Below are 14,686 nucleotides of genomic sequence, written 5' to 3'. Positions count from 1 at the left end.
CGCACCCCGCTCTGCCCCTCGAAATCAGGTCCCGCCAGCACGGTTGCGCCGGTAGGTGGCAAGCACGACTGCGGCGATCAGGATCAGGCCCTGGACGACATCGCGCGTCGGCTTCGGCAGTCCGATGAAATTGAGCAGCGTGAAGATGGCGGTCAGCGTCAGTGCCCCGGCAATCGAGGCCGGCACGGAGCCGCGGCCGCCGAGAAGCTGCGCCCCGCCGATAACGCAGGCGGTGATCGCCTGCAGCTCGTAGCCGACGCCGACATCGGTCGATACGCCCGCAAATCCGCCGAGCAGGATGCCGGCCGTTACCGCGCTCAAAGACGAGGCAACAAAGGCGATGATGCGCACCCTCTCGATCGGCACACCCGACATTTGCGCCGCTCGCGGATTGTCGCCGAGCGCATGCAACATGCGCCCGAGATTGGTGCGATGCATGAGCCAGAACAGGACGAAGCCGACCATCAGCAGCACCAGCAATGCCACCGGCAGGAATTGGATCAGTGGCATGCCCTGAAGGCTGGCGCGCCCAAAGAAGCGGAACGTCTCCGGCAGGTAGCCACGCGGTGAGCCGCTCGACCACATGAAGGCAGCCCCGTTCAGCGTGATCATCATGCCGAGCGTCGCGATCAGTGAAGGCACCCGGAGGTAGGAAACGACGAGGCCGTTCACCACGCCGACGGTGACCCCCATAGCATACATCACCGCAATCACCCACCAGGTCGCATCGGCGCTGTTGTCCAGCAGCATTGACGACCCAACGACCGTCAGCGTGATGAGGGAGCCTGCGGAAAGATCAAAGCCACCGGAGACGATGACGTAGATCTGGCCGGCCGCAAGGACGGCAAGTGGGGCGGCACGCTTCAGGAAATTCATGTAGCCGGTGGGCTCGATGAAGTTCGGGTTTGAAAACGTGATGGCAACGAGAAGCGCTGCGAGCACGAAGAAGACCGGATTGATCTTCGGCAGCCGCCCTGCGCTTGCAACACCGCGCGTCTTTGCGGAGCCGACGGTTTCCTGGATCATGCCACTATCCTCTTTGAACGTACTGCGTAGAAGGCGACGGCGGCGACGATGATGATGCCGCGCATCACCTGCTTGGCGAAGGCGTCGATGCCGGCGAGATTGAAGATGGAATCAATCAGCGAGAAAATGATCACGCCGGCGACGGTGCCCCAGATCCCGCCCTTGCCTCCGGAGAGGATCGTCCCGCCGATGACGACGACGGCGATCGATTCCAGATCATAGGCGCCCTCCGTGCCGATCCAGGGCGAGCCGGATTTCAGGCGGCTTGCGAGATAGAGGCCGGCGAGCGCCGCGCAAAGGCTGCAGATGATATGGCTTGCCATCACCACGCGCGTCGTGTTGATGCCGGCCGCGCGCGCCGTGTCGCGGTTACCGCCAACCGAATAGATGTTGGAGCCAAAGCGGGTGAAGCGCAGCACGATCCATGCGCCAAGGACGAGCAGCGCCAGAGCGATCAAGCTGACGGGCAGACCAAGCATCTCGCCATAGGCGAGATATTGAAACGCATCCGGCACCGAGCCGCCAAACCGGCCGTGAAAGGAGGCAAGGCAGCCCTGGATGATCAGCGCCATGCCAAGCGTCGCGATCAGCGGGTTGACGTCGAGGCGGGTGATCAGGAGCCCGTTGAGCGTGCCAACCAGCGCCCCCAAAAGGAGCACGGCAAGAACGGCAGGCAACATCATCGCCGAATCGCCGTTCATGATCGCGGAGGAAACCACGGCCGAGGCCGAGATGAGATGGGCCACCGACAGATCGATCGAGCCGACAAGGATGGTGAAAGTCTGCCCGACGGCAGTGATGCCGAGCGCGATGGACCGGTTCAGGATGGAGACGGTTGCCTCCGGTGTCAGGAAGCGTGTCAGGCCAAGGCTGAGCGCGATCGCGACATAGATGAGGACGGCCAGGCCGAGCAGCAGCGCCGGCGCATAGTGTTCCAAACGCCAGGCCGGACGCCTAATGAGAGTTGCCTTGCTCATGCTGCCACCGCCTCCTCGCCGGTTGCCGCCAACATCACGTCGGCCTCACAGACCCCGCGCGCAAACGCCGCGACGAGTTCGCCATTCCGCATCACAAGAATACGGTCGGATACGCCGAGAACTTCCGGAAGATCGGACGAGACCATCATGATGGCCGTGCCCTTGCGCGCCAGATCGCGCATCAGGTGGTAAATCCCGGCCTTGGCATTGACGTCGATGCCGCGTGTCGGCTCGATGAAGATCAGCAGGCGAGGCGCGAGCGCCAGCCAGCGCGCGACGATAGCCTTCTGCTGGTTGCCGCCGGAGAGCGTCTTGATGTCCTGGGCAAAGCTGCCGGCGCGCACGTCGAGCTCACGCAGCAGCTTTTCCATCGCCTCCGCCGAAACGAAAGACGTCGCCTTGGCATTGCCGGAAAGGCCGGAGAGCGCGCGTGACGTGAGCATGCCGTTGTCGACGACCGACTGCATCAACACCAACGCTTCGGCCTTGCGGTCGCCCGGCAACAGGCCCACGCCGGCGCGGATCGCCTCGCGTGGGCTGGTGAACCGCCCCGGCTTACCGGCAAGGGTGATCTCACCCTCGATGAAGGGAGAAAGTCCGAATATCGCTTGGGCGAGCGCGACGCGCCCTGCACCTTGCAAGCCGGAAAAACCGACAATCTCGCCGGCGCGCAGATCAAAAGACACATTTTTCAGCCGGTCGTTGCCGGCGTTGCAGACTGAGAGCACGACATCGCCGATTTCCTGCGGCGCTGCCGGTTCCGCATAGAAATCGCCAAGGTCGCGACCCACCATGGCCCGCACGATCGCCTCGGGCCCAGGCACATGGTCGAAGCGCACCGCCACCTCGCCATCCTTGAGCACGGTCACGCGATTGGCCAGCCGCGCAATTTCAGGCATGCGGTGAGTGATGTAGACGATCGCCACACCCCTTTTCTTCAACGTGTCGACGAGATCGAAGAGCACCTCGCATTCCGCCTCGTTCAGCGCTGCCGTCGGCTCGTCCATCACGATCACCCGCGCGTCGAGCGACACCGCCTTGGCGATCTCGACCAGTTGCTGGCTGGCGACGTCGAGGTCGGCAACAACAGTAATCGGCTCAATCCGATGCGCCGAACCGAACAGCGCAAGTACGCGCCGCGCTTCGTCGTTCATCGCCCTGTGGTCGATCAGACCGCGACGCGTCGGCTCGCGGCCGAGGAAGATGTTCTGTGCGACGGTTCGCTCGGGCAGCAGGGAGAATTCCTGGTAGATGACGGCAATGCCCGCGCGGATCGCCGCCAGCGGATGCGTGAAATGCCGCTCCTCGCCGTTCACGACGACTGCGCCTGCATCCGGCCGATAGACACCTGAGAGGATCTTCATCAGCGTCGATTTGCCCGCGCCGTTCTCGCCAGCCAGCGCATGAACCTCTCCGCAATGCGCAGAGAAGCTGACGTTTCTCAAGGCTTTGACGCTGGGAAAACTCTTGTTGATACCGCGCATCTCGATGGCGGGGTGTTCAGTGTTCATGCTGCAGCCCATGTCTTGCGGATGAATGTCGCGCTCTCGGAAAAGAGCGTATCGAAATCGGGAAACAACGGCCGCCAGACGCGGGTCGCCGTCGCGATCGCCGGCAGCCCGGCGCCGAATGCCTCAAGCGTCAGCCAACCGTCATATCCGATCTCCTTCAGCACCGTGAACATCGCGGCAAAGTCGATATGCCCCCGCCCGGGTATGCCGCGATCGTTCTCCGAGACATGGAAGACGCCGATATCCTGGCCAATCAGGCGGATCGCTGCCTCCGGCCGACGCTCCTCCACATTGGCATGGAACGTGTCGTACATGATCTTGAAGGCGGGATGCGCCACGCGATCCACATAGGCACGCGCCTGCTCCATCGTGTTGAGATAATAGGTCTCGAAGCGATTGAGCGGCTCGAGGCTCAAATGCATGCCGTTGGCCGCGGCGCGCGCTGCGAGCGCGTGATGGGCGTCTGCCCCATATTTCAACTCGTCTTCGCTGGCGCCCCTGCCGGTAAAGAAGCCGATCGGCGCGTGGAAGGGTCCGCCCATGCTTTCGGCGCCAAGGGCGATGGCACAATCCAGCGCCCAATCGAGATGGGTAATCCCGCGCGCCCGCACTTCGGCATCGCAACTGATGGGGCTTGCCTCAGGCGTCGGGACGATCGATGTCGTGGACCGGCCAAGACCGAGCCCCTCCAGCTCGCGGCCCAGGCGTTCATAGTGACCGACCTCGCCCGAGAGGACCGGCACCTCGACGCCGTCATAGCCGAGATCGCGCAACCGACCGATGCTGTCGAGATGCCTCTCTTCGACGAAATCGGTCAGGCAGAGGAGATTGATACCAAGCTTCATGGCGCGCTCACCTCAGCGAGATGCCGAGATCGCGACAGGTCGCGCGGATCCAGGACAATGATGTTTCGATCATAGGGCCTGCGGCCCCTTCGCATTCGAGGCTGAGCACGCCCTCGTAGCCATGGTCGCGAAGCATGGCCAGACAAGCCTTGATGTTCTCGGTATTGACCCCATCGCCGAGCGCGCAATGGCTGACCGCGATCCCCGTTTGTCCGCCGCGAGCGGCCGCCGCCAGCGACCGCGACACATCCTTCAGGTGGACATGAGACACCTTGTCGATGAACCGCGACAGAAACTGCGTCGGCTCCTGGCCGGCAATGAAGGTGTTGCCGGTGTCCATGTTCATGCGCAGCCACTTGCTGTCTGCGAAGGCCAGCATGCGCTCCATGAATTCGGGACGTGTCGTGAAATGACCATGGGGTTCGATGTTGACGACGATCTCGTGCGCTTCGGCGACTTCGACGATCTTCTCGTAACTGCGCTGCATCAGTGCCATCGACTCTTCTTCGGTAAGGCCAGGCGGCATGTGGAGCCCGTCGGTGGTGTCGACGCAGGGGCTTCCGGCCTGCGCGGCCCAGGCAATCGACTTCAGCACATAGGGAACACCCCTGAGCGGCCCGTCCTCGCCGGAGAGCGGATAGGCCGCATCGACCTGGGAAAAACGCACGCCGTAGCGATCCATCTTGCGACGCAAGAGGACCGGATCCTCGTAAAGCGCGACATGCGGTTGGTAGCCTAGTCCGTGGATCCAGCTCACGCCGTCGATGAGGCCACACTCGATGAAGTGCAAATCGTTGTCGCTTGCCCATTGCAAGCATTTTTCAAACGACCAGTAGGCCGAGTTGAACGCATCCGTGTGGAAGCCTATCCGCACCGGCAATTCCTCCCAATTTCTCCCCATGCCATTGAGTTTCAATGGCAAATCATCAGCGCCTCCAAATGCCGCTTGATGATGTCCAAGCATTGCGCAATAAATCGCTGCCTGCGTTCGAAATAGACGACTGGTAAATTTTATACATTTGCGGGGGAGTGGCATGACGAGGAGCAACAATGAACGGGCGGTCAATCGGCCTGCCGTCTTCCGCGAGCCGGGCGCCCTGCTCTATGCGGGCAATTGCCAGGACCTGATGAAGGCCTCGCTTGCGGGTCAGGTCTCCCTGAATGCCTGGACGCGACGCGGCTATCCCGGCATCGACCTCGGCGCGGCGCTGCCGCAGGTCTGTTCCGTTGGCGGATGGGATGCGACGACCCCACAGGACTGGGGGCTGCGCGAACATTGTAATGAGGGGGTCAAGATCGCCTATCTGGCGCGCGGCTCACTGACGATAACCATGGATGGCCGCAGGACGACCATCAACGAAGGCCAGATGTTCGTCGTGCGGCCCTGGCAGTTGCACGCACTCGGCGATCCCAATGTCGGCGCCAGCCACATCATCTGGGTGCTCATGGATATGGGCGTACGCCGCCCGCACGAAACCTGGCTCTGGCCTGACTGGATCGGCTGGCCGGAGCGCGACAGAAAGCGGCTGAGCGAACTTCTGTCGAAGAACGAGCAAATCTCTTACAACGCCTCGCGTGAGGTCGCGCGCACCTTCCTCGATATCCACGAGGTGGTGGCAGGCGGCGATATCGAGGGCGGGGAAGCGCACCTGCGCCTGCTGATCTCGATGATGTTGCTGCAATTCCGCCAGATGCTGGAAAGCCAGGCGCCGGTCCTCGATCTTGCTCTCGCAAGTTCCAAGCGCACGGTCGAGATCTTCCTGAAGCGGCTGCGCCATGCGCTCGACGAGGACTGGACGCTGGAGAACATGGCCGCAGAATGCAATCTTTCCCGCACGCAATTCTCGCAGCATTGCCAGGTGCTGACCAACATGACGCCGGTCCGCTATCTTCAGACGCTCCGGCTTGGTGCCGCACGAGAACTGCTCGAAAGCGGCCAGCAATCCGTCACCGACGTTGCCTTTGATTGTGGGTTCTCATCGAGCCAGTACTTTGCCACCTGCTACAAGAAGCGCTTCGGCTTCTCGCCGATGGAAACGCCGCGCCAACCACTATCGATCGCCAATTGAGAGTGGGTCGGGTGCGGCTCCGATGAAGTTGTCAATGCTTCGCCAAGGAAGCTCACGGCTCATTCCGCATTCATCCTTGCCACCGAGACCGGATCAAAGCCGAATGGACAAGAAAGTTCTTTTGACACCTCGAAAAGCCGCTTCGCAGAAACGCTCGCGAGCGACGATCGAGATCTTGGTCGAAGCCACGGCCCGCGTATTGATCAAAGAAGGATTTGATCGAACCAACACAAATCGGATTGCTCACGAGGCCGGTGTCAGTATTGGCTCTCTCTATCAGTATTTTCCGAGCAAGGAAGCGCTCGTGATTGCCGTCATCGAACGACACAAGAGCGAGATGGTGGATGTCTTGCGGGGCACGCTCGTAAAGGTCGCGACGCTGCCGATCGATAGGGCCGTGCGGGAACTGGTCAAAACGATGATCAATGCTCATCGCGTGAACCCGGACCTTCACCGGGTTTTGGTGGAGGAGACGCCACGGGCAGGACGAATCGACACGATTGATGGCTTTGACAGAGAGTTCTACGCGCTGGTAAGGGCTTATCTCGAATTGCACAAAGCTGAACTGCGGCCGATGGATCTGGCTCTGGCTGCTTACATTTGCGTCAGCTGCACGGAAGCGCTCACGCACGGAGCCGTGGTCGATAGTCCCGAGAGACTGAACGATGGGAACGTCGAGGCCTTCATCAAGGAAGTGACGACGCTGATCACGCGCTACCTGCAGTAACGTCCTTCGGGTGGCAGACATCAAAGATGCGAGCAGGGTCTAGGTGACTTGACTTCGCCCCGTGAAGGCCGACGGCTAACGGCCTAAATTACCGGGGAAATTCGAAGGGCAGCGCTCGCGCAGCCGGTATCCCGAACGCGAGTAGATTTTTGCGAGTTATAACTCACAATTAGGTCTGCGCGCGGCAATTCTAACAGCCAGAACCAGCCTCGTGTCGAAATCAACCTGCCGCACGAGCGGCTGAGTAACCGCTTCTCGAAGCCCCACGCTAAGGTAACAAGAGATGTACGCAAACGTCGTGATGATTCATGCCGCGGCCATGGGCACGGCATTTCTGCTGTTTGCAGCGAGGGAGCTCCTTTTCATTTCTGCCTCGCGAGGGCAAGTCGGAGCTGCGAAATTGGCCCTGATCGCGAACAGGATTGCAGGACCACTTACCGGCATAGGGATTGCCGGAGGAATTGGGCTCATCGTTTTAGGTGGATGGTCGCTATCGACACCCTGGCTTTTAGCATCGTTCACCCTGATCGCCGCGTTGATGATTGTCGAAAGGACATTCGTCACGCCATGGGAGGCGCAGGTGCGTCCTGCCCTTCAAGGCAAGATCGACAAATTGGAAGTTAAAACGCTTCTTGGAAACAAGCGCGCCTTGGGGGGCCGCGTGGTGACGATCGCGCTTTTCGCTCTGATAATAGCGTTGATGGTCGTTAAGCCTGATCTAACCGCGGTATTCGGGGCTTAGAACTACCTTGTCGTGCCCAACCACATTGTGAGAGCAGCCTGCGCTTCACCAGACGGAACCAGTAGTGGTACGAACCTATTGTGAGTTGGAGACCCGGATTGTATCCACGGTTGTAAGAGTCTATGGACAAAATTGCCTGAAACAACTGCCGCGAAATAGTCATCGGCCTAATTCCTTGTCACAAAATCGTTTGGAGAAATCTGAAATGCGAATGGTGGCTGGACAAAAGGTCCGTTCTTCTTGAAGTCTTCCTTCATCTGCACGGACCATTTTTTGAAGAAATCCGGACCAAGGACCGCCTCTACGTTGCCCTTGGTCACGGGATCGTCCGTCAGCGATATCGTGATCGCCTTCAGGCGAACGCCGGGACCAAACACAAGGTCAAGGTGACGGGGATCGACTTCATTAATGCTCGCCGGATTGCCAAGATCGTCAATTGTGGCTAGGTCCGGATAGTGGTCGGAAGACAGAACGCGTTCGCCTCTAAGCTTTTCCAGGCGAGCGAATTCGCTACGCACTTCATCGCTAGATAACACCTTCTGCCGCGGCGACCCAAACGCTTCCAAAGCTGTCTGATGATCGTACTGCCGTAGAAGTGCGAATAGGTATCTGCCCTTAAGCACCTCAACGACAACCGCTTCTCCCGCAAGTTTGCCCACGGCCGCTCCCGAGACATCTCCTAGGCCGAACCACTTTGGGGAAACCGAAAGCGTCACGGCGCTCACCGCGCTACCGGACACAGGGCCATCGGGAGTATCAACAATGACCGTGATCTTCTGGTGCCATTCGTATGTCCGGAATCCGAACAAGTCACAGCCTGCCAGCCCCGCCAGCAAGGCGGCCGACAATATCAGCAGTGCAAATCGCGTTCGGGTCATTGACGCCTACATGCCCGCTTTGCCCGGTACTTGCCCGCTGAGAACGCGAGCAAGCTACAATGGACTTCAATTCAGAGAACTAGAGTCGTTGGAGGACCTGTCGTCGTCAACTTTGCGGACAAGTTTTTGCAGCACTTCCGCATCAACCAACCGAGCAACGAGGGGATGGATCTAACTGCATGCTGCTTGGCAACGCGATTGCACGGTTGTTGCCATTTCCCGCGATGGCGCGATCACGTCCAATAACCACACAATCTCGCCGCTGGTCCAATCATCAGGCTTCAGACGGATCGGGAAGACGCCAGTCTTCGTTTGTTCTGCTATCTTGGCGTCCGGCAACCGCAAGCTCAGAGCGGCTAAGCTTGGCCTTGTGCTGCTGGAATCGATCTTGAAGCTTATTCTATCCATCCAAGGCCGTGTGCATCCCGTTGTTGTCGTTGTTGAGGGGCCTGGAACGTCTGTCGCAATTCGCGAACTCATCGAATCGCCGGCTCTCAAGTTCTTCCCTGCCAGCTCTACTTCTAGCAGCACGCACTCAACGAAGTCGCCGGTCTACCGGCGCGGCCTTTCTCTTGCTTGAACACCGCCGGCCTTTGCGATCGCCGGCACGGCGACCTGGCCACCGCCTCTGGGAGCCGCCGTCCATCAATGGCGATCGCAGGTTCAGTCCGCCTTCAGCGCGGCCTCAATGGTCGCGAAGATCGTCTCGACCTCATGTTCACCGATGGTGAGCGGCGGCGACAGCACGATCGTGTTTGCCACCGGACGAACGAGCACTCCGTGTTCGAAGCAGTGCTCGTAGACTTTCCTGGCCAGCGCCTTGCCGCTGACGGGATCCTCTCCAAGTTCGATGCCGGCGAGCAGACCGAGGTTGCGGATGTCGACGACCCCTGCAAGACCCTTGAGGCTGTGGGCGCATGTTTGCCAATGCGGCTCAAGCCGCGCTGCCCTTTCGAACAGGCCTTCGGAAACATAGACATCGAGCGACGCGAGGCCGGCCGCCGCTGCCAGCGGATGGCCGGAATAGGTGTAGCCGTGGGACAGTTCGACGGCACCCGAGGCCGCTTTCCCGGTGACCGTGTTGTAGATGACGCTTGAGGTGATCACGCCGCCCATCGGAACCGCACCGTTGGTCATACCTTTCGCGACCATCAGGAGATCGGGTATGACCCCGAAGCGATCGGCCGCAAAGGGCCGGCCAAGCCGCCCGAAGCCGGTGACGACCTCGTCAAAGATCAACAGGATGCCATGGCGTGAGCAGAGATCGCGCAGCCGTTCGAGATAGCCGACCGGTGGTACGAGCACGCCGGTCGAACCGGCGACAGGTTCGACGATAACGGCTGCGATCGTCGAGGCGTCGTAGGTCGCGATCATCTGTTCCAGTGCATCGGCAAGCTCTGCACCGTGGCGAGGCTGACCGAGGCTGAAGGCGTTCCTTGCCGGATCGTGCGTATGTGGCAGGTGAACCGCGCCCGGCAAGAGCATGCCGAACTGCTTCTTGTGCGGCCCCATTCCGGCCGCCGACAGGCCCCCGAAACCAACACCGTGATAGCCGCGCTGGCGCCCGACGATACGCTGTCGCTGCCCCTCCCCCCGTGCGTGATGATAGGCAAGCGCGATCTTGATCGCCGTATCGGCGGCTTCGGAACCCGAATTGGTAAAGAATACATGGTTCATATCCGCCGGAGCGATCGACGTCAGCCGATTGGCATATTCGAAGACCAGCGGATGCCCGAGGCCGAACGAGGAAGCAAAGTCCAGCCGCGCCGCCTGCTTCTGGATCGCCTCGACGATCCGCGGATGACCATGCCCGGCGTTGACGCACCAGAGACCGGCAATGGCGTCGAGCAGACGATGGCCGTTGCTGGTGAAGTAGTAGAGCCCTTCGGCATGCGAGATGAGTGCCGCATTCGCCTTGAAATCCCGGTTTGCCGTGAACGGCATCCAATAGGCATCAAGGCTGTTCGGGCCGGGCGTGGTGAGCGTATCCATGTGATTGGGCCTTCTGTTCGCTGGGCAAGCGCACCGGCAAGGCGCGCCGGTAGGCCTTCAGGCTGCGATTTCATCTCGGTAGGTCGGGTAGCTCTTGAAGCTCGGATTGTCGGCCGGCAGAACCGCGAGTTCCATCTCGCCGGCCGCAGGCCGCATCACGATGGTCGCGACCGTCGCTGAGACATGGCCACGCGACGAACGATGTGGCGGACGGCAGACGGCGTAGGGATAACCGAACTTGTCAGAAAGCGCGGCCTTGACTTCGGTGACGCCGATCTTGTCGGACTTTTCGAGAATGCGGCGAACGCGCCAGTCGCGATAAAAACTGTCCGACCAGCTTGAATGGGCCTGCTCGCGCAATTTCAGAAGCGCCGTTTGGCTCTGCCAATGGTTGGCATGCACGATGAGATCGTTTTCCGGATAGATGTTGAACGCTTCGTCCGGCGCGCATTCGAAGCTGACGGCAAAGCCATCCTTGTGGCTCACGATGATGTTGTTCGACGCCGACTTCCTCGTTCCAGCCACGGCGCGCATCGCCATCGCCAGATGGTCCTGCTGCAGGACCATGCGCCGGATGAGTGCCAGTGGCACGCCGTCGCCGGCAAAGTCGCGATCGCTCTCGAGATAATTGGCCGTGACGGCGATGCCCTTGTCGTTCATGCCGCTGCGTGCAAGGCCACCGGCCTCGGTGAACGTCTGGTAGGACGGACCTTCATCCGGCTTGACGCGCAAGACGATCGCCGTCTCCGCGCATTCTGCCATCCAGTCCCAGTTCTGCGCGTGCACGAGCTCTCCCGTGGCGCTGCGCTCGGGCAGAACAACGACACCGGTGCAGCCGTCGCCCGAATGCTCGGCCCTCGCCGCCTGGGTCCTTCGTGCCCTCGCAAGGATCTCGGTACGGGCATTGATCAGCACGACGTGCTCGAACGGCAAGTCCGCACCTTCGGCGATGCCCTTCATCTCCACCACGAAGTTTGGGTCGAATGCCTCGATGAGCGGCACATAGCCGGCAACGATCGATTTCAGGTCGTCGGCCAAGACCCCGAGCGCCGCAAGCCGGCCAGCATACAGTTCGACGCTGCGACGCACACGGTCCTTCGCCTGTTGCCCATACTGACGCCCACGCTCGAGCGGAGTTCCTGAGATCGAAACGAACGGAAACGGTGCGGCGGTCATCTGTCTTCTCTTTCACTCCATGTTGCGTTTTGTGATGTTAAAATGCACTATCACAAGGAATTGTCCAGAGGAAATCGAACAGCTATGTCAGAAGCGCACCCCAAAGACCGACCAGACCCTGGAGCCAGTTGATGAGCACGGAAAGCAGCCCGAGCGCGTTGCAGATCGACATTGCCCGACAGATCCTGCTTCAGGCACAAAAAGAAGGCTGGCGGGCCGGTCATCCGATTGTCGAGAAGACCCTGGCGACGATGTTCGGCGTATCGCGCACACCGATGCGGGCCGCCCTCGAGATCCTTGCGACCAAGGATCTCGTGCGCCTCATCCCCAACAAAGGCTTTGTCGCCGCCACCGATCTCGGCAACGGCACCTACATCGAGACATTCAGTGAGAGCGAAACGGAACGCCTGAAGCAGCAGATCCTGCGTGACCGCTCTGTCGGCACCATTCCGCAGGAAGTGTCGGAAAACGAGCTGACGGAACGCTACGGCATTGCGCGCGGCACGATCCGCAAGGCGTTGACGCAATTATCATCGCAGGGTCTCATTCACCGCCAGCGCGGCCACGGATGGGCATTTGTCGATTCGCTCGACAGCCCGGAAAGCCTGGCCGAAAGCTACCGTTTTCGCATTGCGATCGAGCTTGCGGGCCTTGCCGAGCCGAATTATCGCGCCGATCCGGATGCACTTGGGGCCCTCATTGCGGAACACGAAAACATGTTCGACCAGATCAATGCCGCCGGCAGCGTCAGCCGCGACAGCTGGTTGAAACTCAACGCCTCCTTTCACGAGGCGCTGGCTGCCTGGTCCGGAAACCGCTTCATCCTGCAATCCGTGCGCATGCAAAACGACCTCAGACTGCTGCGCGAGTCCTCGGTGTTCGATCGGCTACGGCCCGAGCGCATGGAGAGGTCGCTGACGGAGCACATCCAGATCCTCAGGTACATCGGCTCCGGCGAGATCGAATTCGCCCAGCTTGCGCTGCGGCGCCACCTCGAATCCACGCTGCAGAAAGTCGAGGACCGTATCCGCAGCGAACGATAACGCCTGCCGAGAGCGCATAACCTCCTCATTTGCAGAGGCGGAAAAGGTCAGCGATTTTTTGTATTGCATTATGAGCGAACAAAAGGCACAGTTCGATCAACCACAAAAAACGGGACAGACCACAAAGAGGAGAACTGAGGTGAACCGTAGACAGAGACTTGCCGCATCGGCCGCAGCAATAGCGTTGACCTTGACCTGCGGCCCGGCCGCAGCCGAAACGCTGAAGATCGCGCTTAATGCCGACATCCGCAGCCTCGACCCGGGCGTAAACCGAGACGCCAACAGCGACGCCGTCGTGTTGCACATCGTCGAGGGTCTCGTCGCATACAGCGAGGACGCCTCAGTAAAGCCGCTGCTCGCCAAGGAGGTCGCTGTCTCGGACGACGACCTGACCTACACCTTCACGCTCAGGGATGGCGTCAAGTTCCATAACGGCAACGTGCTCACATCAGCCGACGTCGTCTGGAACTGGAGCCGCTACATGAACGAAGCCACGAAATGGCGATGCCGCAACGACTTTGCCGAGGGCGGCGCCGCCCATGTCGTATCCGTCACGGCACCCGACGACAAAACCGTCGTGTTCAAGCTCGAAAAGCCGAACGCCCTCTTTCAGGCAACGCTTGCCAGAACCGACTGCGGCATGACCGGCATTCTCGACAAATCATCGTTCAACGCCGACGGCTCGATCAACGTGCCTGTCGGCACCGGTCCCTTCCGGTACAAGGAATGGCGCAAGGGCGAATTCATCGACCTGGAAGCCTTTGCCGACTATGCGGTACGCAGCGAAGAAAAGCGGGACGGCTACACCGGCGCCAAGCGTCCGCTTGTCGAGGCCGTCCGCTTCGCCGTTATTCCCGACCGCTCCTCCGCCAAGGCTGCGCTGCTCAATGGCGATATCGATATCGTACCGGACGTTCCATATGCCGATGTCGAGGAATTCAAGCAGAACGCCGGTACCGCCGTCTCGCTGGCGACCAATCCCGGCATCGTCGCGCTCCTGTTGCAGACGCGCGATCCGCTGCTCAAGGACATGCGCATCCGCAGGGCGATCGCCATGGCTCTCGACACCAAGACCATGGTCGAGGGAATTACGCTCGGTCTCGGCAAGGCCAACAATTCGCTGATACCGCCGACCTCAATATACCATTCCCCAGCCCAGACCCAGGGCTACAGCTACGATCCCGAAGCGGCAAAGGCGCTGCTGCGGGAAGCCGGTTACAACGGCCAGCCGATCAAGCTCATCGCCAATACGCGCTATTCCAACACGTACGATGCGGCAATCGTGGCACAGGCAATGCTGCAACAGGTCGGCATTACCGCTGAACTCGAAGTGCTGGAATGGGCGGCACAGCTCGACCGGTATCAGAGCGGCAACTACACGGCGATGGTGTTTCCCTATTCGGGACGCTACGACCCCGCACTGACCATGGACTCCGTCATGGGCAACAAGGACAAGGAGCCGCGCAAGGTCTGGGACGATCCGGACGCACAGGCCATGCTCGCCGACGCCGTGCGTTATTCCGACCCGGCCAAGCGCCAGGAGCTTTTCGACAAGCTGCATGCGCGCTTCCTGAAAACCGTGCCCTTCATCATGCTCTATAACGGGCTCGAGGCGTCGGCCTACCAGAAACACGTCCAGAACTACACGGCTTCGATCTTCTCCATGCCCAGGGCATGGGAAGTCACGATCGCCGAGTAAG

The 14,686-nt window shown here is 60.4% G+C and carries 13 protein-coding genes; 5 read left to right on the top strand and 8 right to left on the bottom strand.

Annotated elements, in window-relative coordinates; translation table 11 throughout:
- Positions 1-24 precede the first annotated feature (24 nt).
- Genes V7S54_RS31115 through V7S54_RS31095 form a run of 5 tightly spaced genes read right to left on the bottom strand, consistent with a single transcriptional unit; the run spans position 25 to position 5,233 of the window.
- The gene (locus V7S54_RS31115) at positions 25-1,026 is read right to left on the bottom strand and encodes an ABC transporter permease (RefSeq protein WP_336409796.1); all 1,002 of its coding nucleotides are present in this window, start codon (positions 1,024-1,026) and stop codon (positions 25-27) included.
- Positions 1,023-2,003 carry an ABC transporter permease gene (locus V7S54_RS31110; protein ID WP_065375063.1) on the bottom strand — a complete coding sequence of 327 codons (981 nt, stop codon included), beginning with the start codon at positions 2,001-2,003 and terminating at the stop codon, positions 1,023-1,025. Before V7S54_RS31110 ends, V7S54_RS31115 begins: the two co-directional genes overlap by 4 nt.
- Positions 2,000-3,514, bottom strand: coding sequence for a sugar ABC transporter ATP-binding protein (locus V7S54_RS31105; protein WP_336409795.1), 1,515 nt, complete (start codon positions 3,512-3,514; stop codon positions 2,000-2,002). Before V7S54_RS31105 ends, V7S54_RS31110 begins: the two co-directional genes overlap by 4 nt.
- Positions 3,511-4,359 (bottom strand): sugar phosphate isomerase/epimerase family protein, encoded by an 849-nt coding sequence (locus V7S54_RS31100; protein WP_336409794.1) that lies wholly within the window; start codon positions 4,357-4,359, stop codon positions 3,511-3,513. Before V7S54_RS31100 ends, V7S54_RS31105 begins: the two co-directional genes overlap by 4 nt.
- A 7-nt stretch (positions 4,360-4,366) precedes the next feature.
- A complete protein-coding gene (locus tag V7S54_RS31095; protein WP_336409793.1) occupies positions 4,367-5,233 on the bottom strand; it encodes a sugar phosphate isomerase/epimerase family protein in 867 nt (288 codons plus the stop codon).
- Positions 5,234-5,393: 160 nt separating this feature from the next.
- Between V7S54_RS31095 and V7S54_RS31090 the strand changes: the two genes are divergently transcribed.
- From V7S54_RS31090 to V7S54_RS31080, 3 genes are all read left to right on the top strand, one after another.
- Complete coding sequence (locus tag V7S54_RS31090) at positions 5,394-6,428, top strand: AraC family transcriptional regulator (RefSeq protein WP_336409792.1); 1,035 nt, start codon at positions 5,394-5,396, stop codon at positions 6,426-6,428.
- 103 nt (positions 6,429-6,531) lie between these two features.
- Positions 6,532-7,155, top strand: coding sequence for a TetR/AcrR family transcriptional regulator (locus V7S54_RS31085; protein ID WP_336409791.1), 624 nt, complete (start codon positions 6,532-6,534; stop codon positions 7,153-7,155).
- A 283-nt stretch (positions 7,156-7,438) separates the two neighbouring features.
- Complete coding sequence (locus V7S54_RS31080) at positions 7,439-7,897, top strand: DUF2269 family protein (protein ID WP_336409790.1); 459 nt, start codon at positions 7,439-7,441, stop codon at positions 7,895-7,897.
- A gap of 167 nt (positions 7,898-8,064) precedes the next feature.
- Here V7S54_RS31080 and V7S54_RS31075 read toward each other — a convergent pair whose 3' ends face one another.
- From V7S54_RS31075 to V7S54_RS31065, 3 genes are all read right to left on the bottom strand, one after another.
- Positions 8,065-8,775 carry a hypothetical protein gene (locus V7S54_RS31075; protein WP_336409789.1) on the bottom strand — a complete coding sequence of 237 codons (711 nt, stop codon included), beginning with the start codon at positions 8,773-8,775 and terminating at the stop codon, positions 8,065-8,067.
- A 663-nt stretch (positions 8,776-9,438) separates the two neighbouring features.
- Entirely contained in the window at positions 9,439-10,767 is a 1,329-nt protein-coding gene (locus V7S54_RS31070; protein ID WP_336409788.1) for an aminotransferase class III-fold pyridoxal phosphate-dependent enzyme, read from the bottom strand.
- Between the two features lie 57 nt (positions 10,768-10,824).
- Complete coding sequence (locus tag V7S54_RS31065; protein WP_336409787.1) at positions 10,825-11,943, bottom strand: C45 family peptidase; 1,119 nt, start codon at positions 11,941-11,943, stop codon at positions 10,825-10,827.
- Between the two features lie 131 nt (positions 11,944-12,074).
- Between V7S54_RS31065 and V7S54_RS31060 the strand changes: the two genes are divergently transcribed.
- Complete coding sequence (locus V7S54_RS31060) at positions 12,075-12,986, top strand: GntR family transcriptional regulator (protein WP_336409786.1); 912 nt, start codon at positions 12,075-12,077, stop codon at positions 12,984-12,986.
- Between the two features lie 139 nt (positions 12,987-13,125).
- The gene (locus V7S54_RS31055; protein ID WP_336409785.1) at positions 13,126-14,685 is read left to right on the top strand and encodes an ABC transporter substrate-binding protein; all 1,560 of its coding nucleotides are present in this window, start codon (positions 13,126-13,128) and stop codon (positions 14,683-14,685) included.
- Position 14,686: the final 1 nt, after the last annotated feature.

It is taken from the genome of Ensifer sp. CCNWLY38 (assembly GCF_037120565.1).
Lineage (GTDB): Bacteria > Pseudomonadota > Alphaproteobacteria > Rhizobiales > Rhizobiaceae > Ensifer > Ensifer adhaerens_H.
Note: the sequence above shows the minus strand (reverse complement) of the source record. Positions and strands in the feature narration are given on the sequence as shown.